This is a genomic window from Nocardiopsis metallicus, from assembly GCF_014201115.1.
In the GTDB taxonomy this organism is placed as follows: Bacteria; Actinomycetota; Actinomycetes; order Streptosporangiales; family Streptosporangiaceae; genus Nocardiopsis; species Nocardiopsis metallicus.
In genome coordinates this window covers 6466234-6487307 of sequence record NZ_JACHDO010000001.1, presented here as the reverse complement: position 1 = coordinate 6487307, position 21074 = coordinate 6466234, and the positions used below count along the sequence as shown (strand labels likewise).

General features: G+C 69.2%; 18 protein-coding genes. 5 read left to right on the top strand and 13 right to left on the bottom strand.

Annotated features, from left to right (window positions below; all coding sequences use genetic code 11):
* Nucleotides 1–128 precede the first annotated feature (128 nt).
* From HNR07_RS28570 to msrA, 3 genes are all read right to left on the bottom strand, one after another.
* A complete protein-coding gene (locus tag HNR07_RS28570) occupies nt 129–779 on the bottom strand; it encodes a hypothetical protein (RefSeq protein ID WP_184368495.1) in 651 nt (216 codons plus the stop codon).
* Nucleotides 780–1181: 402 nt separating this feature from the next.
* On the bottom strand, nt 1182–1787 hold the full coding sequence (locus tag HNR07_RS28565) for a DUF2637 domain-containing protein (RefSeq protein ID WP_312894000.1): 606 nt from the start codon (nt 1785–1787) through the stop codon (nt 1182–1184).
* Nucleotides 1788–2302: 515 nt separating this feature from the next.
* Nucleotides 2303–2986 carry a peptide-methionine (S)-S-oxide reductase MsrA gene (gene msrA, locus HNR07_RS28560; protein ID WP_184368492.1) on the bottom strand — a complete coding sequence of 228 codons (684 nt, stop codon included), beginning with the start codon at nt 2984–2986 and terminating at the stop codon, nt 2303–2305.
* 131 nt (nt 2987–3117) lie between these two features.
* On the opposite strand from msrA, the gene rarD reads away from it, so the two are divergent.
* The 3 genes from rarD (at nt 3118) to HNR07_RS28545 (ending at nt 6646) form a co-directional block, all read left to right on the top strand.
* A complete protein-coding gene (gene rarD, locus HNR07_RS28555) occupies nt 3118–4074 on the top strand; it encodes an EamA family transporter RarD (RefSeq protein WP_184368489.1) in 957 nt (318 codons plus the stop codon).
* Between the two features lie 124 nt (nt 4075–4198).
* Entirely contained in the window at nt 4199–5101 is a 903-nt protein-coding gene (locus HNR07_RS28550; protein WP_184368487.1) for a hypothetical protein, read from the top strand.
* Nucleotides 5102–5314: 213 nt separating this feature from the next.
* Nucleotides 5315–6646 (top strand): hypothetical protein, encoded by a 1332-nt coding sequence (locus HNR07_RS28545; RefSeq protein ID WP_184368484.1) that lies wholly within the window; start codon nt 5315–5317, stop codon nt 6644–6646.
* An 80-nt stretch (nt 6647–6726) separates the two neighbouring features.
* On the opposite strand, the gene HNR07_RS28540 is transcribed toward HNR07_RS28545, so the two are convergent.
* A complete protein-coding gene (locus tag HNR07_RS28540; protein WP_184368482.1) occupies nt 6727–7911 on the bottom strand; it encodes an FAD-dependent monooxygenase in 1185 nt (394 codons plus the stop codon).
* Between the two features lie 483 nt (nt 7912–8394).
* Between HNR07_RS28540 and HNR07_RS28535 the strand changes: the two genes are divergently transcribed.
* The gene (locus tag HNR07_RS28535; RefSeq protein ID WP_184368479.1) at nt 8395–9459 is read left to right on the top strand and encodes an IS110 family RNA-guided transposase; all 1065 of its coding nucleotides are present in this window, start codon (nt 8395–8397) and stop codon (nt 9457–9459) included.
* A gap of 126 nt (nt 9460–9585) precedes the next feature.
* The gene (locus HNR07_RS28530) at nt 9586–10473 is read left to right on the top strand and encodes a hypothetical protein (protein ID WP_246420542.1); all 888 of its coding nucleotides are present in this window, start codon (nt 9586–9588) and stop codon (nt 10471–10473) included.
* A gap of 48 nt (nt 10474–10521) precedes the next feature.
* On the opposite strand, the gene HNR07_RS28525 is transcribed toward HNR07_RS28530, so the two are convergent.
* The 9 genes from HNR07_RS28525 to nuoH form a co-directional block, all read right to left on the bottom strand.
* On the bottom strand, nt 10522–11265 hold the full coding sequence (locus HNR07_RS28525) for a hypothetical protein (protein WP_184368476.1): 744 nt from the start codon (nt 11263–11265) through the stop codon (nt 10522–10524).
* A gap of 232 nt (nt 11266–11497) precedes the next feature.
* A complete protein-coding gene (locus HNR07_RS28520) occupies nt 11498–12502 on the bottom strand; it encodes a polyprenyl synthetase family protein (protein WP_184368473.1) in 1005 nt (334 codons plus the stop codon).
* A 139-nt stretch (nt 12503–12641) separates the two neighbouring features.
* On the bottom strand, nt 12642–14303 hold the full coding sequence (gene nuoN, locus HNR07_RS28515; protein WP_184368470.1) for an NADH-quinone oxidoreductase subunit NuoN: 1662 nt from the start codon (nt 14301–14303) through the stop codon (nt 12642–12644).
* Nucleotides 14300–15958 (bottom strand): NADH-quinone oxidoreductase subunit M, encoded by a 1659-nt coding sequence (locus HNR07_RS28510; RefSeq protein ID WP_184368467.1) that lies wholly within the window; start codon nt 15956–15958, stop codon nt 14300–14302. Before HNR07_RS28510 ends, nuoN begins: the two co-directional genes overlap by 4 nt.
* Nucleotides 15959–17905, bottom strand: coding sequence for an NADH-quinone oxidoreductase subunit L (gene nuoL, locus HNR07_RS28505; protein WP_184368465.1), 1947 nt, complete (start codon nt 17903–17905; stop codon nt 15959–15961).
* Nucleotides 17906–17919: 14 nt separating this feature from the next.
* On the bottom strand, nt 17920–18219 hold the full coding sequence (gene nuoK, locus HNR07_RS28500) for an NADH-quinone oxidoreductase subunit NuoK (RefSeq protein ID WP_017543069.1): 300 nt from the start codon (nt 18217–18219) through the stop codon (nt 17920–17922).
* On the bottom strand, nt 18207–19172 hold the full coding sequence (locus HNR07_RS28495; protein ID WP_184368462.1) for an NADH-quinone oxidoreductase subunit J: 966 nt from the start codon (nt 19170–19172) through the stop codon (nt 18207–18209). The genes nuoK and HNR07_RS28495 overlap by 13 nt, the downstream gene beginning before the upstream one ends.
* Nucleotides 19169–19717, bottom strand: a complete 549-nt coding sequence (gene nuoI, locus HNR07_RS28490; RefSeq protein WP_017578741.1) for an NADH-quinone oxidoreductase subunit NuoI — start codon at nt 19715–19717, stop codon at nt 19169–19171. The genes HNR07_RS28495 and nuoI overlap by 4 nt, the downstream gene beginning before the upstream one ends.
* A complete protein-coding gene (gene nuoH, locus HNR07_RS28485) occupies nt 19710–21023 on the bottom strand; it encodes an NADH-quinone oxidoreductase subunit NuoH (protein ID WP_221319954.1) in 1314 nt (437 codons plus the stop codon). Before nuoH ends, nuoI begins: the two co-directional genes overlap by 8 nt.
* Between the last annotated feature and the right edge of the window lie 51 nt (nt 21024–21074).

Sequence of the window (21074 nt, the reverse complement as noted above, 5' to 3'; positions counted from 1 at the left end):
CAGGCCCCGGACGCCTACGTGGAGATCAGCGCGTACGGGACGGGCCGGTACATCGCCCTGACTGTCCGCCCGTACCGCAACGCCCCGAACCTACTCGGGGACCTCACAGACCTGACAGGAGACCTGAGTCAGCTACCCTCATCCTCGGACAGTCGGTAGCCGAACTGGAAACGCTCTGGGACGTCTTCGGTAGACCACTCAGCGATGGGGTGCAGAGACCAGCGCGTGAGCGCGTATTCCAGCTTGAGTGTCAGGTCGCGTATTTCTTCGATCTGCTCAGGCTTGAAGTGGCCTCGCGCAGAAGCTGGCTGGATGGATTTTCGGATCGTGATGAATCGATCGCGGAGTGTCTGCCAGCTGTTGGTGAACCACTGCTGAAGTTCGTCGCTGGTTCCTTCATCGTTCAGTAGAACCTGGACCATCAGCACCCTGCTTGCCAGGAAACGGTAGGCGCCAAGCTGCTCATACGCGACTGCCCTCCCCGTCACGAGCCGATTGAACTCCGCTGCGGCCTGAAGGAACTGTCCTAGGACAGCCTTCCGAATCTCGTCCCGCCTGCGCTCCTCATCACGGGCCGCCTGCTCGACTCGCTCCTGCCTCTCCCGCTCTTCGCGCTCCTTTTGGTCCTGGCTTCGACGAGCCTCTGCTTGGCCCACCTCATGAGTTGCGGTCCACCACGCGACCCCTGCTGCCGCGACGCCTGTAAGAAGACCCGAGATTACGGCGGCCCAGAGGTTGGGTCCGTACTGACTGGCGGCTTGTGCCGCTAACTCGAACATGCCCGAACCCTAGCCGGAAGGAGGCCGACCATAGCCGGAATGGGACCGCCTCGTCGGGTCCACGCGCACAGGGAACGACCGATCCCGAAGGCCCGGCACTGGGAGGCGATCATGTCGGGTCCATGCGCACAGAGAACAGCTGAAGCCACCAAGCCCAGCGGGCACATCGGAGCAGCCCCCCGAAACCGTTCCGATGTCATGCCTGGACCAGCCCGTACCACCGGCGTACCAAACTGGCCCACGAACCGAGCAACGCGCCTGGCACCCCGTACAGAAACAAGCAGCAAACACCCGGGGAGAGCGGTGCGTGTACTAGCTCGAACCAAGCCGGTACACGCACCGACCAGCACACCCTACGTGGACAGCAAGCGACTCTGACGAGCCACCAGGAAGAACTTTATTTTACAACTCTTCCTGATTCCCTGATTTTTCGATAATGGCCCTGGACCAGCGCCGGGACTTTCCATACCTCTCCGCGAGCTTCCTCTCCGAGAGCGGAGATCCAATGCGCACGCTCTCCCGATAGGCCCTGATCGCTTCTTGGTCGGTGTCCACAACTGCCGCTGGCTCCTGAGGCGCAGCGCTAGAGCTGGTTCGAACCAGCCACATGAGCATCTCGTAGCACCCCACCAAAGCAACCGCCGGCCATGCGGCCACAATGGAGCCGACTAGCCCGTTCTGCCACCCGTGAGCGATGTTCGCCGCCAACGTCGCCGCGATCCCCAGCCACAACAGGATCCAAGCCAGGGGAGGCGATTTCACACCCACTCTCGCGGAATGAAGGATCACCATCGAAGCCGCGTATACCAGGCCGTCAATCGTCAAGGGGATCATGATCGCGGTAGCACCGCTCTCCCCATACTCCGTGACGACAGCGTATGCGTGCCGGTAGGAAACGATCGCAGCGATCACAGCGACTCCGCAGACCACGAGCTTGGTGGTCCCACGGATAAACCGATCAGCCTTCTGCTCTTCCTTGCGCCCATCTTCGTCTGCCAGACGCCTCACGTCCTTCCATCCTCACCAGAAGAAGGACGAAAGCAGGCAGCTTGTGACAGCTGACCGTGCAAAATCTGCGTACGCAGGGCATGACAGAGACGGGCCTACACGCACCTAAGGCGAGTGGCCCTTGAAAAAGGATGCTCATCTGGCTTGTCCTCGGTGATCGCCTGAGACCTTGCCTCGCCAACGTTTACCGGCGCAGCCGGACGGAGATGGGGCTGGCTGTCAGGTGGCGCGAGGGGCCGCCGGGGAGCGCCCGAAAGGCAGAGGTCCACCCAGCGCCGAACCAAGGAAAGCTGCCTGGCTGGGAGGCATAGCCCACCCAACTGCGTCCAGGGAAACCCACCGCCTAGCAGGCTGCTACGGCGATCTCTGACAGGTTCGTCGGCCCCTGCTCCACCGCCCGGTTTCGAGGGCTGAGTGCCTGTGCCAGATGGCCCAACCATCATTCAATGATGGTTGAGCCATCGTTGAACCATCATTCGAGCGTTCGCGGGGGTACTCGCACGTGCTCGGGCGTACTACTCGGCCGAGCGCGCAGAGTCCGCGTCGTTCGAGGTCACGACCCCGATCGGGCAACTGGCACCGGTTCCACCGATCCCGCAGTATCCGTTAGGATTCTTCTGCAAGTACTGCTGGTGGTAGTCCTCGGCGAAGTAGAAGGCCTTGAGCGGGGCGATCTCGGTGGTGATCGTGCCGTAGCCCGAGCGGATCAGGATCGGCTGGAAGGCGTCGCGGGTGGCCTCGGCGGCCTCGCGTTGGGCCTCGGAGTGGTAGTAGATCGCCGACCGGTACTGGGTGCCGACGTCGTTGCCCTGGCGCATGCCCTGGGTGGGGTCGTGGCCCTCCCAGAACACCTTGAGGATCTCGGTGAAGGAGATCCTCTCCGGGTCGAAGACCACCCGGACCATCTCGGTGTGCCCGGTCAGGCCGGAGCACACCTCCTCGTAGGTGGGGTTGGGCGTGTAGCCGCCCGCGTACCCCACGGCGGTGGTGATGATGCCGCGTTCCGCGCCCAGTCTCCAGAAGGTGCGCTCGGCGCCCCAGAAGCAGCCCATCGCCACGTCGGCGATCTCGCTGCCCTCCGGGTAGGGCGGGGTGAGCCGGGTCCCCAGCACGGTGTGCCCGAAGGGCACGTCCATCGGGGTGTCCCGGCCGGGCAGGGCGCGTGCGGGGTCGACCATCTTGGTCTTTGTGCCGAACATGCTTCCAGGCTATCCGCCCCGTCCACTGGCTCCCAGGGATGTCCACAGCCTGTGGAGAGGCCGCCCGGGCGTCGTCCACAGACCGGGATATACGGGAGACAGGACCGGGAATTCGTCCTACCATTGCGGATGTGCCGGAAACCAACCGCGGCGTCGCCCTCGGGGCGACCGCCTTCCTCATGTGGGGCTTCGCGGCCCTCTACTGGCCCTTCCTCTCCGCTTCCGAACCCTCCGAGGTCCTCGCCCACCGCATGGTCTGGGCCCTCCTCGCGATGTGCGTCTTCCTCCTCCTGGCCCGGCGCGGCTGGTCCTGGCTACCCCAGGTCCTGCGCAGCCCCCGGCAGTTGCTCCTGGTCGCCGCCGCCGCGGTGCTCATCTCGGTGAACTGGTGGGGGTTCATCTACTCGGTCTCCATCACCCAGACCCTCCAGGCCTCGCTGGCGTACTTCATCAACCCCCTGATGACGGTCTGCCTGGGCGTGGTCTTCTTCGCCGAACGCCTGCGCGCCGCCCAGTGGGTCGCGGTCGGACTGGGCGTGGTGGCGGTCGGCGTGATGACCGTCGCCTACGGCTCCACCCCCTGGCTCTCCCTGCTGATGGCCTCCTCCTTCGCCGCCTACGGGGCGGTGAAGAAGTACGTGAGCCTGGACGGGATGCAGAGCCTGACCGTCGAGACCCTGATGATGTTCCTGCCCGCGCTGGGGTTCGTGCTCTACCTGGAGGCGACCGGGGCGGGCACGGCCTTCTCCGTCTCCCCCGGGCACACCATCCTGCTGGTCGGCGGTGGATTCGTGACCGCGCTGCCGCTGCTGCTCTTCGGACTGGCGGCGCGCAGGGTGCCGCTGAGCGTAATCGGCATGCTGCAGTTCATCGCGCCGACCATGATGTTCCTGATCGGCTGGCTGATCCAGGGTGAGGAGATGCCGCTGAGCCGCTGGATCGGGTTCCTGTTCGTATGGCTCGCCGTGTGCGTGTTCGCCTACGACCAGATCCGGAGCTCACGCGCCCGTTCGTCGGCGGCCAGGGCCGAGGCGGCAAGGGTCGGGGCCGCCCAGACGCCGACACCGCGGCCCGAACCCAGAGTGTGACCCCTGACCGGGTTCCCCGGTTTCGGTCAATCAAAACTACCCTCAGTGACAATGTGCTAACGTCAGGTCGTGGGCGCCGGGCTCTGCCCCGCCCCGACCTGGCCACACGTCCCGGAGGGTCCCCTTGATTCCTCGCACCAGCCGAACCGGCGCGCTCCGCGCCGCCTCGGCCGCGTGCGCGGCGGCACCCTCCCTCCTGGCCCTGCCGCTCATGGTCGGCGCTTTCCTCGCCGTGCTGTGGCTGCTCGCCGCTCCGGCCCAGGCCGACGCCGGTTCCGGCACGCTCGGGGGCCCGGTCGCCGAGACCGCCTCCGCCGCGGGCGGAGCCCTCGGTCTGGGGGAGCCCCCGACCCTGGAGAAGCAGACCCTGGAGCGGGTCGTGCCCGAGGAGATCACCGAACCGGTGACCGCCACCCTGGGCACCGTTCACCAGCGCCTGGAGAAGGGCACCGCGGACACCGCGGCCGTCGCCGCCACCCTGCACGAGCCCGCCACCGGGGTCCGCGACGAGGTGCGCGGGGTGGTCACGGAGATCGACCGCGCCCGCGGCGAGACCGTGGAGCGGGGGCTGGCCCACACGCTCCCTACCACCGAACCCCGCACCTCCCGCACCACCGGCCCGCCGGAGGACGAGGGCACCGCGGGGAGCGGGGAGGAGGAGCGGGAACCGAGCTCCGAGTCGACTGACGGATCCGCCGAGGCCACGTCACCGACCACACCTGACGCGCCCGTGCGTCCTGCCGTCACGGCGCAGCAGCACCGCTCCGAGTCGGCCGCCGAGACCACCCGGGCGACCACCGCCGGGACCGGCACCGCCGACCGCGCCCCCGAGCCCCAGCGCTTGCAGGCCGCGACCGGTTCGGCCGCACCCGCCGCCAGCGCACCGGCCCCGGCGGGCGGCGTGGCCGGATACCTCACGGCGGCGCCGCTGCCCGCGCCCGCCGCCGACACCGCGCACCTGGCCGCGTACCGACTGCACAGCGTGCCCGCCGACCCGGCCGACGACCCCACGGTCTCGCCGGACTAGCGAACGGTCCCACCCCAGGCGCGCCCTCCCCTGGGCGCCCCGGACCGTTCCCAGCCCGTACTTCTCCGGTACTTCTCCTGGGAGCTGACCTGAGTCCCGTGCCGTCGTTCACGTGATTCACGTCAGCCGGTGGTCCGCACCGGCTTCCCATGGCCGCCGTCCACGGCGTCGCGGCCGATCCGACGTCCAGAGCTTCATCAGAGAAGGAAACCCATGACGCAGATCAAGCGTTTCTCCGCCCGAGCCGTTCTCCTGGCCACGGGTACCGCGGGCTTCGTGGCCCTCGGCGCCGGAGTGGCCGGCGCCGGGGTCGCCGGCACCGGTGCCGGGGTCGCCGGCGCCGGTGCCGAGACCATGGAGACCGTCACCCACGACATCGCTCCCATCGTGGAGCGGGCGCTCGTCGAGGGTGTGGCTCCGACCATGCACAAGCTGGCCCCCGAGGGCGTCACCCCGGTCGCCGACAACGCCCTGAGCGAGCTCCAGGCCGCCGCGAACAACGAGAAGGCCGCCCCGGACCTGGGCACCGTGCTGCCCCCCTCCCCGCTGGCCGACGCGGTGACCGAGGCGCAGGAGGCCACCGGTCTGGACGGCGACCCGCACGACACCGTCGGCCAGGCCGCGGGCCGGGCCCTGGAGGCCAGCGCCCAGGACACCAGCATCGCGCTGGAGGACACCGCCCGTGAGGCCGGTGGGAGCGTGGAGGAGACCGCCAGCGAGGTGCTGCCGCACACGGTCCAGTCCGTGGCCGACATGCGCGACGAGATGCTCGCACTGCCCGAGCTGGACGCCACCGAGCTGCCCGACCTGCGGGACCGCCGTCTGCCCGAGCTGAGCGAGGCGCCCTCGCTCAGCGATGTCACCGGCCTGACCGGTGAGAACACGCTGTCGCTGAACGAGCTCGGCCCGGTCGACGCGCTGTCCCAGTCGGCCCCCGCCACGGTGCCCATGAGCGCCGCCGCCCCCGCTGAGTCCACCGACCTCACCGCGCCCAACATGTGGGACCTGGCCGCGGCCTTCGGCCTGGAGACGCCCGGTGGGCTCCAGGACGTGGTGGAGGCCACCGAGCTGACCGCCGACAACTACGTGAGCCTCGGCGAGGAGGAGGTCCTGGGCATGGTCGGCAACCGCGCCTGGGACGACGAGAAGCTGACCGCCGTCCAGACCGTCCCGCAGAGCTCGCCCCAGACGGTCGCCGCCCAGACCCCCGGGGTGGAGGCTCCCGGCTTCGAAGCGCCCGGCTTCGGTGACCTGACCGACGCCCTGCTGACCGGTGTGGGCGACGCGGGCAAGGCCGAGCCGATCGCCCTCAACGGCCCGCTGGCCGACGCCGGGCTGCCCCAGGTGGCCGAGGGCCTGGACACCACCACGGTCGAGGACCTGGTGGCCGGTCTCAGCGAGGGCGGCCTGCTGGACCAGCTGGACACCAGCGACCTGGTGTCCATCGAGGGTGGCAGCCCCGAGCCCGAGACCCCCGCGGGCATGGTCGAGCACCCCACCTTCACCGAACTGCCCGGCTCCGAGGCCCTCCCCCTCGTGCGCTGACCCTTCCCCGCACCCGCACAGCGTCACGGCGCCGCCCCGCTCCGGGGCGGCGCCGCCGTCGTGTTCGATCCGGGGAGCCCTCAGGCCGCAACGTGGTCGGCCAGCGGGAAGTTGTAGGCCCGCTTCATCACCGCCGTCACCCCGGTTCGGGCGGTGATCCCGACCAGCAGCCCCATGAGCAACGACATCACCCGGAGACCCAGCTCGCCGGTGTCCGGGGCGGCCAGTGAGGTGTGCGTACCGCCCATGGCGTGGTTGGCGTCGACGAACTCGCGCATCGCCCGTTCGTAGGCGGGAAAAGCAGTACGGTGGTCGCCGCCCGCCCTGGCCAGAGCGCCGCCGAGGACGCACGCGCCCACGAGCGCCATGGTGCTCCCCTGGCCGGTCATCGGGTCGGGGCAGTAGCCCGCGTCCCCCAGCAGCGCCACCCTGCCACTGGTCCAGGAATCCATGTGGATCTGCACGGTGGGCGACATGTGCGTCATCGGAGAGGTCTCCATCTCCGACAGTAGGTGGTCCGCCTCCCGCCCGTCCCCCGCGAAGCGCTCCTTCAGGAGGCGCCGGTGGCGGTCGGGGTCCTCCAGGGGTTCCTTGTCGCGGGTGAGGATGGTGCATTCGAGACGGTCGGGTTCGGGAAAGGGGGCGAGCAGCACTCCACGCCCGGGCTTGATTCTCCCGACCATGCGATCGGTCAGACCGAGGTGGTTCTCGAGCTCGAAGAGGGCAAGATTGGTCCCCAGGTACCTGCGGAAGCGCTCCTTCGGCCCGAAGGCCAGGGACCGGATGTTGGAGTGGATGCCGTCCGCGCCCACCACCAGGTCGAACTCGCGCGGCTCCCGGTTCTGGAAGCTCACTGTGACACCGTCGGCGGTCTCCTGGAGTCCGGTCACCGAGTCGTCGAAGAGGTACTCGACCTCATCACTGACCTGCTCGTACAACACCTCGCAGAGCTCCCCGCGCCGGATCACCAGCCCGTTCTCCTCGCTGACCAGCGACGTGCCGGGGATCTTCACCTCCCGCCGACCACCGAACCCGAATCGGACCTCGCCCGGCGCCGAGGATCCCCGCTCACGCGCCTGCCCCAGAACTCCCATACGGCGCAGTGCCTCGACCCCGACGCCCTCGATCTGGAGGCGGTGGCCGACAGCGCGCACCGTCGGCGACCGTTCGACGATGGTCGGGCGGAACCCGTACCGGTGCAGCCAGTAGGCCAGGGCGGGACCGGCGACCCCGCCACCGGAGATCAGGACTCGCGTTTCGGACATGTCGGCCTCCAGGGGTTCGCGTGCCTCACTTTTGATTGTACGTACGTTCAAATCCTCGTCAAGTACCCCCCGAGCGGCCTCGCGCCCCGCCAGGGCCGCCAACAGAACACGCGCGACCACTGCCAGCACCAGCCGCACGCCACCGAGATCGTGGCCAACTTGATCCTTTAAGTGCAACTTGTCCATTTTTGCGTCCGCAAGAATCAGGACATGGTTCTCAGCAAGATCTACTGGTTCACCATGGTGGGTGTCGGGAGGGTTTCGACGGGAGCCGCCCGGCAGCGGCGCTGGGGTGACTCCAGCAAGATCTGTCCCGCGTGGACCTATCGATGACCTGTCCACCAGCGCTCGCAGGCCAAGGCCCTGGCCGCGGGAGTGACCTCATAGAAGCCTGTGCAGCCGATAACTCACAGTAGATCTGTCCCCCGGGCCAGGGCCCTGGTAGTCGTCCCGTTCCTGACCAAGAGGAAGCAGGACACCACCATGGTGACAGTGGGTATCGATCCGCACAAGGACATGCACCAGGCCGTCGCGCTGGCCCAGGACGGCACCCGCCTGGGCAGGGCCAAGAAGGTCAACACAGGCCCCCAGGCCCTGGGCCAGCTCTTGGCCTGGATCCGCGCCCTGGCCGCAAACAGCCCGGTGCTGTGGGCCATCGAGGGCGGCCCCGGCCTGGGCCGGGCCCTGGCCGACGCTCTGCTGGGGGCGGGCCAGGAAGTGGTGTGGGTGCCACCGCGCGCCATGGCCGCCCACCGCCGCCTGGGCGGGCCGGTGGGCGCCAAGTCCGACGTGATCGACGCGGTGGCCATCGCGCGTGCGGCCCTGGCCGACCCTGACCTGGCCCGCCACCGGATCGACCCGCAGGTGCGGCAGGTGCGTGTGCTGGTGAACCTGCGCCAGAACCTGACCGATCAGCGTGTGGCCCTGACCAACCGGGTGCTGGCGGCGGTGCACATCGAGCTGGACCACCGCCTGGGCCAGGGGGCGTTGAAAACCCGGGCCAAGGTGGGGCGGGTGCGTGCGCTGGTGGAGGGGGCCGGGTTGGACGAGATGGTGCGGTGGGCTCTGCTGGAGCAGTTGGAGGAGATCCACACCCTGTTCGTGCGTGCGGCCGAGGTGGAGCGGCGCCTGAAGGAGTTGGTGGAGCCGTTGGCGCCGAACCTGTTGGGGATTCGTGGTGTGGGTGTGGTCTGGGCTGCGGTGTTGCTTGCGCAGGTGGGGGATGTGTCGCGGTTTGCGACCTCGGCGAGGATGGCGCGGTGGGCGGGGAGCGCGCCGATTCCGGTGTTCTCCTCGGGGCGGGATCGGCACCGGTTGCACCGGGGTGGGAACCGGCAGGTGAACCGGGCGTTGCACTCGATCGGGGTGGTCCAGGTCCGGCTGGGTGAGCCAGCGCGGGAGTTCGTGCGTTCCCGGGAGGGGGCCAAGGGCACCAAGGGTGCGTATCGGGCTTTGAAGCGGCATCTGGTGGATGTGGTGTATCGGGCGATGGTCGCTGATCAAGTGGTGAGAGGGCGGGCTGAGGTCTGTCTTCAACCCGCCACTTGACATAGAAGCGTCATCGAGTGGGACGACAACCGCGTCGCCCGCAAACACGGCCTCATCTACGGCGAGGCCTGGCGCGACCCCGACCTCGCCTCCGCCCTCCCCGCCGTCACCAGCGGTGACATCGCCATGGGCCTGTCGCTCCTGGGCACTGACGACCCCCAGCTCCGGTCACTGCGCCTGCACGTGCTCTCCGACCGGACGATCCCCCTGCTCGCCAAGCTGGAGTCCGGGATGGACCAGCCCGACCCCGAACCGGACCTGCTCCTGTGGGCGGGCGCCACCCGGGTGAAGGCCGCCTGGGAAGTCCGTACCTCCCAGCGCGCCAGGGACGTCGGTCCTGAGCGTTTCAAGCGCTTCCACGAGATGCTGGCCTCCGCCCGCGAGCCCCTCCTGTACGCGGCGCAGACGACTCTGACCCCCACCGCCCTGGACCAACTCCAGTGGTTCGGGCTGGGTATGGAGATCCCCCGGGAGGAGATGGACCGGCTGTGGGAGCGGATCGTCGCACTCGACCCGCACCATCACTCCGCGATGGAGGGCAGACTCCAGGTGCTGTGCCACAAGTGGCGGGGTTCCCACGAGGAGATGTTCACCTTCGCCAGGGAGACCCCCCGCAAGGCCCCTCCCGGTGACCGGTCCCACCTACTGATCGTCCAGGCCCACTTCGAGTACGCCGCCATGGCCCTGGACGATCGGGGTCTGGACACCTACGGCGCGGTGGGGAAGACGCTGCGGGACTACTACGGTGACCCCGCGGTGGCCGCGGAGGTCGCCGGGGCCGCCGACCGCTGGCTCTGCGGCGATCCCTCGTACCCCACCGCGGCGGCGGACGCGCACTGCCTGGGTTCCGCGCTGTACGTCGGCGGCGACGAACAGCGGGCCGCGGCCGTCCTCGCCCGGGCCGGAACCGTGGTTCCGGAGTACGGGGCCCTGTGGAGTTACCTGGACACGAACCCCGCGGCCCGGTACGCCCGCGTCCGGACGAGGCTGGGCATCGCCCTGCCCACCGTCTGAGCGGCTCAGACGCGGTGGTCCCGGGAGGCCGAGTACGGCGGGGTCCGGTCAGCCCCAGTCGGGATCGCAGGGAGCGCCGTCGGTCTGACTCCAGACCCGGGCGTCCTCCTCCCCCGCGTCGACACACCTCTCGGTGGCGATCGGGTCCGGCTCCCGCTGACTGTCACGGACGTGCGCGTTCTCCGAGAGAATTTCGTAACGGAGCAGGCTCACTTCGGGCAGCCCCTCGAAAGTGAGGGTGAACCCGGCCGAGGCCTCCTCCGGGGTGACGACGGCGAGGACGCCCTCCTCCTCGGCGGAGTACTCCTCTATCCGCTCCCCCGTGTAGCCGTCGGGAAGGACGAGACCAGCGAAGTCGTCGGCGTGCACGGTCAGGTCCCCGCTCCCGTACAGGTAGGTCACCTCGGCCGTCAGCACCACCGAGCCGTCCCGGGCCTCCACCGAGGTGAAGTCGATCTCCGCCAGCCCCTCGCCCTCCTCCGGGGTCGGGTGGGGTCCGTAGGTGCCCAGGTTGGTGAAATCGGCGGTGTAGATCAGGATCGTCGGCCCGCTGGCCTGGTCCATCCCCAGGAACTCGACCACCTCGACCCCTTGGGGGTCCAGCAGACCGATACCCCCTCGCTCGGGCTCGGCCCCCTCCGCGGAGGGGGCGGCCGAGGCCTCGGCCTCGGGCGCCTCCTCCGCCGGTTCGTTCCACGGCGAGCATCCGGCCGAGGCGCCCAACAGCACCGCGGACACAGGCGCCGCCCACCACCAGGCACGGGCGGCCGACAGCAGAGAGGGTCGGTTCACGGGGGGGAGCTCCAAGCGTGTCGAAGGGTGGATCCGATGCTGCGGAAACCACCCTTGGGACTCCACCGCCACCCCTGTGGTTGTCCGGATCACCCGGGCGACTCAGACACAGTTCTCTGACGTCGGCGTCGAGAAAGCGCGGGGCGGGCGGGGTCGGGGGTACCGAAGACCCCCGGCACCCGTGCCGGGTGGCGGGGGCCTCAGCAAGAATCGGGGGCGGTGGTCCTGCAGGTCAGCCGTTGCGTTCCACCACGTAGTCGCACAGCGCCAGGAACGCGTCCCGCGCCGGGATGTCCGGCAGGGTGGACAGCTCCTGGCGGGCCTTGTCGGCCCAGCCGCGCAGGGTGGCGTCGGCCTCGGCCATGGCCGGGTGCGGGCGCAGCAGCGCCAGGGCCTCCTCGGCCTCCTCGTCCCCCAGCGGGCGGCCCAGCATCGACTTCAGCCGCTCGTCCGCCGCCTCCTGGGAGCGCATCGCGTAGAACATCGGCAGGGTCAGCACACCCTCGCGCAGGTCCGTGCCGGGCACCTTGCCGGACTCGTCGCTCTCACTCGCGACATCGAGGATGTCGTCGGCCAGTTGGAAGGCCATACCCAGCGCGTCACAGGCCCGCGTCAGGGTGCTCACCGTCTCCGGGTCGACCTTGCCGAACATGCCGCCGAACTCCGCGGAGGAGGCGATCAGCGACGCGGTCTTGTCATCGATGACGTTGAGGTAGTGGTCGAGCGGGTCGACGCCGTCGCGCGGACCGGAGGTCTCCAGGATCTGGCCCTGGACCAGACGCGCGAAGGTCTCGGCCTGCAAACGCACGGCCTCCGTACCGAGGTCGGCCAGCATCGTCGAGGCTTTGGCGAACACGAAGTCACCGGTGAGGATGGCGATGGTGTTGCCCCAGCGCTGGTTGGCGCTGGGCTTGCCGCGGCGCAGCTCCGCCTCGTCCATGACGTCGTCGTGGTAGAGCGTGGCCACGTGGGTCAGCTCGACCACGGCGGCCGCCGGGATGAGGTCGGGGACCCGGGGGTCGCCGAAGTGGGCCGCGAGCAGCACCAGCATGGCGCGGAAGCGCTTGCCTCCGGCCGCCAGCAGGTGGGAGGCGGCCTCGGTCAGCAGGGGGTCGCTCGACCGAACCGACTCCCTCAGCAGTTCCTCGACCTTCTCCAGGTCGTCCTGGATCTGGCTGGCCAGGGTCGGGTCGACTCTCGGCAGAGCGAGAAAACCGCTCGGGACAGCACCGCTCACCGTAAAGCTCCACCTGTTGAACGGGCGTGTCGGCGACCCCCTGTGAGGGGGCCGCCGCACGCTCAGCACATGAACATGATCCGACTTGCCACGGTATCCGACCCGGAATGATCGTCCAAAGCCACACCCGGGTCTGCGGTCATTCCCCGGCGGGAGCCTCCGTGACCTGGTCGACCATCACCGCGGCGGGTTCCTGGCCCGGTTCCCCGGACGGCAGAAGGGTGTCCAGGAAGGCTCCCGGGAAGATCCCGAGCGCCAGCGTGGCCGCGACACCCACGGTGATCACACCGCCGGTGAGGAAACCGGCGCGGGCCACCGTGGGGCCCTCGCCCTCCGAATCCCGGAAGAACATCACAACGATGATCCGGACGTAGAAGAACGCGGTGATGGCGCTGCTGAGGACGCCGACCACGACCAGCGGGGTCGCCCCGGCCGCCACGGCCGCCTCGAACACCGCGAACTTGCCGATGAACCCGCTGGTCAGCGGGATACCGGCGAAGGCCAGCAGGAACAGCGACAGCGCCAGGGCCAGTCCCGGGGAGCGGCGCCCCAGCCCGGCCCACTTGTCGATGTCACCGAGCTCCTGACCGCCGTCCCTGGTACGGATCAGGGTGACGACGGCGAACGCGCCCAGCGTGGTGAACCCGTAGGCGGCCAGGTAGAACATGGCGCCCGCGAGGCCCTCGACGCTGCCCGCGACCACGGCGGTGAGGATGAACCCGGCGTGCACCACCGAGGAGTAGGCCAGCAGCCGCTTGATGTCTCGCTGGGTGACGGCCACGATCGCGGCGACGACCATCGTCAGGACGGCCACCGTCCACAGCATCGGCTCCCAGATCTGCGCCGAGGTCCCGAAGGGCACGAAGAACACCCGCAGCAGGGCGCCGAAGGCGGCGACCAGCGTGCAGGAGGCCATCAGCGCGGTGATCGGGGTCGGTGCGCCCTGGTAGACATCCGGCTTCCAGTTGTGGAAGGGCACGGCGCCGACCTTGAACAGCAGGCCGATCGCGACCAGGCCCACACCCATCAGCAGCAGCGGTTCGCCGTTGCCGCCCTGGAAGATCTCGGCGCCGCCGGACTCCACGGCCTGACGGATCACGGCGAAGTTCACCGAGCCCGCGTAGCCGTAGACCATGGCGATGCCGAACAGGAAGAACGCCGAGGAGAACGCGCCCAGCAGGAAGTACTTGACAGCGGCCTCCTGCGAGAACAGGCGGCGCCTGCGGGCCAGACCGCACAGCAGGTACAGCGGCAGGCTCATGACCTCCAGAGCGATGAACATGACCAGGAAGTCGTTCGAGGCCGGGAACATCAGCATGCCCAGCACCGCGAACAGCACCAGCGGGTAGACCTCGGTGTGCTGCGAACCCGCGAGGATGTGCGTGCGCTCCTCCTCGCTGCCCGGGACCGTGGCGGCCTGGGCCGAGAACGCGTCCCGGCCGTCCCGCCGCTCGGCGATCAACATGAGGCTGATCAGGGCCAGCACGGTGATGGTGCCCTGGAAGAAGAGCACCGTGCGGTCCAGCGCCAGCACGCCGTTGCCGACGGTGGTGCCCTCGCCGACCGCCTCCACCTGGAGGACGATCAGCCCGAAGGTGACCAGCAGGGAGATCGCCGTGAGGGCGATCTGCACGGTGCGGCGGGAGCCCTTGGGCCAGAAGGCCTCGAAGAGCACCGCCAGCACACCGGCGCCGAACAGCACCAGGAGCGGCGACAGCAGCCACCAGTCCAGGGCGGGCGGCGCCTCGGTGACGCCGTGGAGCGCCGGAGGCGCCCCGTCCGCGAGGTTGAGGGGGATCACTCCTCGGCTCCTTCCGCGTCGCCGTCCGCGACCGCCACCTGGGTGTCGGTCCCGGCCTCCACCGTGCGTTCGACGGCGGGGTTGATCACGTTGAGCAGGGGCTGCGGGTAGACGCCGAACGCGATGATCAGGGCGATCAGCGGTGCGACCGCCCAGGTCTCACGAGCGGACAGGTCCGGCAGCTTGGACAGTTTCTCGGGGGTGGGGCCGGTCATCGTGCGCTGGTACATCCACAGGATGTAGAGCGCCGCGAGGACCACGCCGACCGCGGCGATGACCGCCGGGACCGGGTTGAAGGCGTACACCCCGACGAACACCAGGAACTCGCTGACGAAGGGTGCCAGGCCCGGCAGTGCCAGACCGGCCAGACCGGCGATCAGGAAGACCCCGGCCAGCTTGGGCGCGACCTTCTGGACGCCCCCGTAGTCCTCGATCCGGGCGCTGCCCTGGCGGGCGATGAGGAAGCCCACGACCAGGAAGAGCGCACCGGTGGCGAACCCGTGGTTGACCATGTAGAGCGCGGCCCCTGCCTGGGCCTGCTGGGTCAGGGCGAAGATGCCCAGGGTGATGAAGCCGAAGTGGGACACCGAGGTGTAGGCGATCAGGCGCATCATGTCGCTCTGACCGATCGCGAGGATCGCGCCGTAGACGATGCTCACCAGGCTCAGCGCCACCACCGGCCACACGAACCAGGACACGGCGGCCGGGAACATCTCCAGGCAGTACCGGAGCATGCCGTAGGTGCCGACCTTGTCCAGCACGCCCACCAGCAGGACCGCGGTGCCGGGGCTCGAGGAGCCCGCGGCGGTGGGCAGCCAGGTGTGCACCGGCCACATCGGGGCCTTGATCGCGAAGGCGATGAAGAACCCGAGGAAGAGCCAGCGCGCGGTGGCCGGGTCGATCGCCGCGAGGGCGCCGCCCGGGTCGGTGAGCTCGGTCCACAGGAAGGTGCCGCCGATGACGTACACGCCGATCACCGCGACCAGCATGATGAGACCGCCGGCGAGGCTGTACAGCAGGAACTTCATCGCGGCCTTGGCGCGGTCGGCGCCGCGCCCGTAGCGCCCGATCATGAAGTAGACCGGGATCAGCATGACCTCGAAGAACACGTAGAACAGGAAGACGTCGGTGGCGGCGAAGACACCGATCATCATCGCCTCGAGGGCCAGGATGAGCGCGAAGTAGCCGCGCCCGCCGTCCTCGCGGTCCGCGTGCTCGTTCCAGGCTGCCAGGATGACCAGCGGCACCAGGATCGCCGACATCAGGATGAGGACGAGCGCGATGCCGTCGACCCCGACCGCGTAGTGGATCCCGAAGTGCGGGATCCACGGGTGGACCTCCTCGAACTGCAGGCCCCCCGCCCGGGAGGTGTCGAAGTTCAGGGCCATGACCGCGACCAGGACCAGGGTCGCGAGCGAGAAGCCCAGGGCCAGGCGCTTGGCGGTCAGCGCCGGATCGCCGGAGGCCGAGCCGGTGGCCGGGCGGGCCTTGGTGGCCGTGGCGGTGCCCGCACCGGCCTGCCCGGAGGCGGCGGCCGCGGCCGACACGTCGGCCGCGGCGGCACCGCCCGCCGGGGTCTTGATGCGCGGCAGCGCCCAGATGACGGCCGCGCCGATCGCGGGGAGCGCGATCGCGAGAGTGAGCCAGGGGATCATTTAGAACCTCACAACCAGCGTCGCGGCGACGATCACGGCGCCGAGGAGCATGGTGAGCGCGTAGGTGCGGGCGAACCCGGTCTGCGTCTTACCGAGTCCGGTGGAGGAGTCGCTGACGCCGGCACCGATCCCGTTGACGGCGCCGTCGATGACCTTGTCCTCGATCACCACCAGCGCCTTGGTGAGCACCTGGCCGGGACGCATGAACAGGCCCTCGTTGATCTCGTTGCCGTACAGCTCGTTGCGGGCCGCGTCGGTGACGAGGTTGCCCTTGGGCGCGGTGCGCTCGACGGGCTTGCGCAGGTACATGAACCAGGCCAGCGCCACCCCGAGGACGAGCACGGCCAGGGCGGCGATGCCGTAGGGGGCGGTGAGGGCGTGGCCCACCGTGAAGTGGGGCAGTTCCGCGCCGGTGACGGGCTGGAGGAAGGCCGCGAAGCGGTCCCCGGCCACCAGGAAGGCGCCGAGGGCGACCGACCCGATCGAGAGCACCACCATGGGGGCGGTCATGCTCACCGGCGACTCGTGCGGGTGCACGCCCTCGTCCCAGCGCTTCTCGCCGAGGAAGGTCATGAAGACCATCCGCGACATGTAGAAGGCGGTGAGCGCGGCACCCAGGATGATGGCGCTGCCGAAGACCATCCCCGCGGTGCCGCCGATGCCGAAGGCCGCGGAGATGATGCTCTCCTTGGTCCACCAGCCGGACAGGAGCGGAACCCCGATGATGGCGAGGTAGCCCAGGCCGAAGGTGGCGAAGGTGATCGGCATCTTCGACGCCAGACCGCCGTACTTGCGCATGTCGACGTCGTCGTTCATGCCGTGCATGACCGAACCGGCCCCCAGGAACAGCCCGGCCTTGAAGAAGCCGTGCGTGACCAGGTGGGCGATGGCGGCGACGTAGCCGACCGGGCCGAGCCCGGCGGCCAGCACCATCATGCCGATCTGGCTCATCGTGGAACCGGCCAGGGACTTCTTGATGTCGTCCTTGGCCGAGGCGATGAGCCCGCCCGCCAGCATGGTGGCGGCGCCGACCGACATCACCACGATCTGGGCGACCGGAGCGCCCTCGAAGATCGGCCCGGCGCGCACGATGAGGTACACACCGGCGGTGACCATGGTGGCGGCGTGGATGAGCGCCGACACCGGGGTCGGGCCCTCCATCGCGTCCAGCAGCCACGCCTGCAGCGGGAGCTGCGCGGACTTGCCGCAGGCGCCCAGCAGGAGCAGCAGGCCGATGGCGAGGAGGATGCCGTCACTGGCCCCGGGCACCGCGGCGAAGACCTCGCTGAAGCTCACCGCGCCGAGCGCCGTGAACATGATCATGATCGCCACGAGCAGGCCGATGTCGCCGACCCGGTTGATCAGGAACGCCTTCTTGGCCGCGGTGGCGGCGGAGGGCTTGTACTGCCAGAACCCGATGAGCAGGTAGGACGCCAGTCCCACGCCCTCCCAGCCGAGGAACAGCAGGACGAAGTTGTCCGCGAGCACCAGCACGAGCATGGCGGCGACGAACAGGTTCAGGTAGGCGAAGAAGCGCCGCTTACCCGGGTCCTCGGCCATGTAGCCGAGGGAGTAGATGTGGATGAGTGAGCCCACGAAGGTGATCAGCAGGACGAAGCTGATCGAGAGCGGGTCCACCAGGAGGTTGATCTGGGCGGAGAAGTCACCCGCCGCGAACCACTCGTAGACGGGGACCGAGACGGTGCGCTCGGCGGCGCCCCGGCCCAGGAGGTCGAACAGCGCCAGCAGGGCCCAGACGAAGGAGCCGATCGGCAGGAGGGTGGCCAGCAGCGGCCCCCATCCGTTGGTGCGCCGCCCGCCCAGCAGCAGCACCGCCGCGCCCACCAGGGGCAGGGCGATCAGCAGCCAGGCGTTCGACAGCACCGCGCTGTCGGCCGCGGTCGCCACCGCGGGGTCGGCGGCGAGGTACGCGTGATGTTGTGTCACTTTCCCGTCGCCTTCTAGTGCTTGAGCAGGTTCGCGTCATCGAGCGACGCCGACCTGCGGGTTCGGAAGATCTGCATGATGATCGCGAGGCCCACGACCACCTCGGCGGCGGCCACGACCATCACGAAGAAGGCGACGACCTGCCCTTCGATGTCTCCGTGCATCCGGGCGAACGCGACGAACGCCAGGTTGCAGGCGTTGAGCATGAGCTCCACGCACATGAAGACGATGATCGCGTTGCGTCGGACGAGGACGCCGACCGCGCCGATGGTGAACAGGAGCGCGGCGAGGACGATGTAGTTCATCGGGTCCACGTGGACTCGACCTCCTGCCCGTTGCCGTTCTCTTCGCCGTCCGGTTCGGAGGCGGTCCCTTCCCGTTCAGCGGGCCGGGCTTCCTCGTCGGCGACCGGCTCGCTCTCCTTGGAGCCGGCCGAGTCCGAGGCACCGCCGGGAAGGGCGGCGCGTCCGCTCCGGGCCTCGCTCGGGACGCCCGACTGGAGTTCGGGGTCGCGGGCGGCCAGGACCGGGTTGACGGAGAGCTGGGAGACCGTGCCGTCCGGCAGCAGCGCGGGCATGTCGATCGCGTTGTGCCGGGCGTAGGTGCCGGGTCCGGGCAGCGGGGTCGCGTGGTCGCCGCGGATGCGGTCCTCGGACATCTCCCGCTGGGTGCGGCGCTTGCCGGTGCGGGCGGTGTGCGCGAGCACCATGGCGCCGAGCACCGAGGTGATCAGCAGCGCGGCGGTGGCCTCGAAGGCCACCACGTAGCGCAGGATCAGCTCGCTGGCGATCCACGGGATGGTGCCGCCGACCGGGGCTGCCGCGGCGGCGATCCCGGCCGGGTCGCCCACGACGATGCGGGTGATCCCGGTGGTCAGGGCGCCGACGAAGCAGATCGCGACGATCGCGGTCATGAGCCGCTGTCCGCGCAGGGTCTCCACCAGGGAGTCCGCGGAGCTGACGCCCACGAGCATCAGCACGAACAGGAACAGCATGAGCACGGCGCCGGTGTAGACGACGATCTGCACGACCATCAGGAACGGCGCTTCGTTGATGCCGTAGAAGATGGCCAGGCCCACCATGGACAGGGCCATCGACATCGCCGAGTGCACGGCCTTGCGGGAGAAGACCACGCCCAGGGCTCCGAGCACGACGATCGTGCCCAGGATCCAGAAGACGGTGGCCTCACCCGAGCCGATCGGGGCCGCGGCGGCCAGGCTCAGCGCGGGGGACTGTGTCGCTGGAACGGGGAAGGCGAGCGGGTTCAACGGGCCGCCTCCGTGTTCTCCGGACGGTCCTGCGTCCCGTGCTCACCGCGCCCGGTGGCGTAGTAGTCCAGGTCGCTGTCGCCGAGCCGCATCGGGTGCGGCGGCTGCTCCATGCCCTCGCGCAGCGGGGCGAGCAGCTGCTCCTTGGTCCAGATCAGGCTCTGCCTGCTGTCGTCGGCCAGCTCGTACTCGTTGGTCATGGTCAGGGCCCGGGTCGGGCAGGCCTCGACGCACAGACCGCACAGGATGCACCGCAGGTAGTTGATCTGGTAGACGCGCCCGTAGCGTTCGCCGGGCGAGTACCGGTCGTCCTCGGTGTTGTCTCCCGCCTCCACGTAGATGGCGTCGGCCGGGCAGGCCCAGGCGCACAGTTCGCACCCGATGCACTTCTCCAGGCCGTCGGCCCACCGGTTCAGCTGGTGCCGTCCGTGGAAGCGCGGCGCCGTGGGGCGCTTGACCTCCGGGTACTCGACGGTGGGCACCTTCTTGAACATCGTGTGGAAGGTGACACCGAAACCCTTGACGGGGTTGAGCCACTCAAGCACCGGTAACCTCCCCCTTCTTCTGATTGCGTTCGGCGGTGGCGGCCGAGGCCGTCCGCGACGGTTCGGCGAGCACGCTGCTGCCGTAGTGGGCGGCGGTGCTCGGCGGCACCGGGAACCCGCCGAAGGAGGGTTCCTTGTGGGCGCGGCGCGCGTTCTCGGCGCGCTGTCGGGCCTCCTCCGCGCGCTCGCGGCGCACGAAGCGGACCCAGGCGGCGATGGCCGCGATGGTGGCGACGGAGAAGCCCGCGACCACGGCGGCGATGATCGCCGGGTGGGCCTCGTCGAGGACGAGCATGCGGACGACGGCCACACCGGTGATCCACACGAGCTGGATCGGGATGAGGACCTTCCAGCCGAGCTTCATGAGCTGGTCGTACCGGACGCGCGGGAGGCTGCCGCGGGCCCAGATGAACAGGAACATGACGGCCACGAACTTGAGCAGCCACCACAGGGCGGGCCACCAGCCCTCGTTGGCGCCGGGGAAGATCGCGGTCATCCCCGGCGGGGCGTACCAGCCGCCGAGGAAGAGCGTCACGGACACCGCGGCGACGGTGCACATGTTCACGTACTCCGCGAGGAAGAACATCGTGAACTTCATGGACCCGTACTCGGTCATGAAGCCGCCGACGATCTCGCCCTCACCCTCGGCGAGGTCGAACGGGAGCCGGTTGGTCTCACCGACCATCGTGACGAGGTAGATGAGGAAGGAGGGCAGGAGCAGCACCGCGAACCACAGGTTCTCCTGGGCGGCGACGATGCCTGAGGTGGTGAGCGTGCCCGCCATGATGAAGACCGCGACGAACGACAAACCCATCGCGATCTCGTAGCTGATCACCTGGGCGGAGGCGCGCAGGCCGCCGAGCAGGGCGTACGGGGACTGGGAGGCCCAGCCGCCGAGCACGAAGCCGTAGACGCCGAGCGCGGCGGTGGCCAGGACCAGCAGGGCGGCGATCGGCAGGTCGGTGAGCTGCAGCGGGGTGATGACCCCGAACATGTTCACCTCGGGCCCGATCGGGATGACCGAGAAGGCGATGAACGCGGGGACGGCCGCGATGATCGGGGCGGCGATGTAGACGAACCGGTCCACCCCGCGCGGGATCAGGTCCTCCTTGAGGGAGAGCTTGATGCCGTCGAACAGGGACTGGAGGAGGCCGAAGGGCCCCATCCGGTTGGGTCCGTGGCGCTGCTGCATCCGGCCCATGACCTTGCGGTCGGCCATGATCATCATGAGCACGCAGACCATGAGGAAGGCGAAGATCCCCAGGGCCTTGATGGTGGTGATCCACCACGGGTCGTTCCCGAACATGCCCAGGGTGCTCTCCGAGGCCAGGTGGGCCACACGCGGATCGAGAGCGTC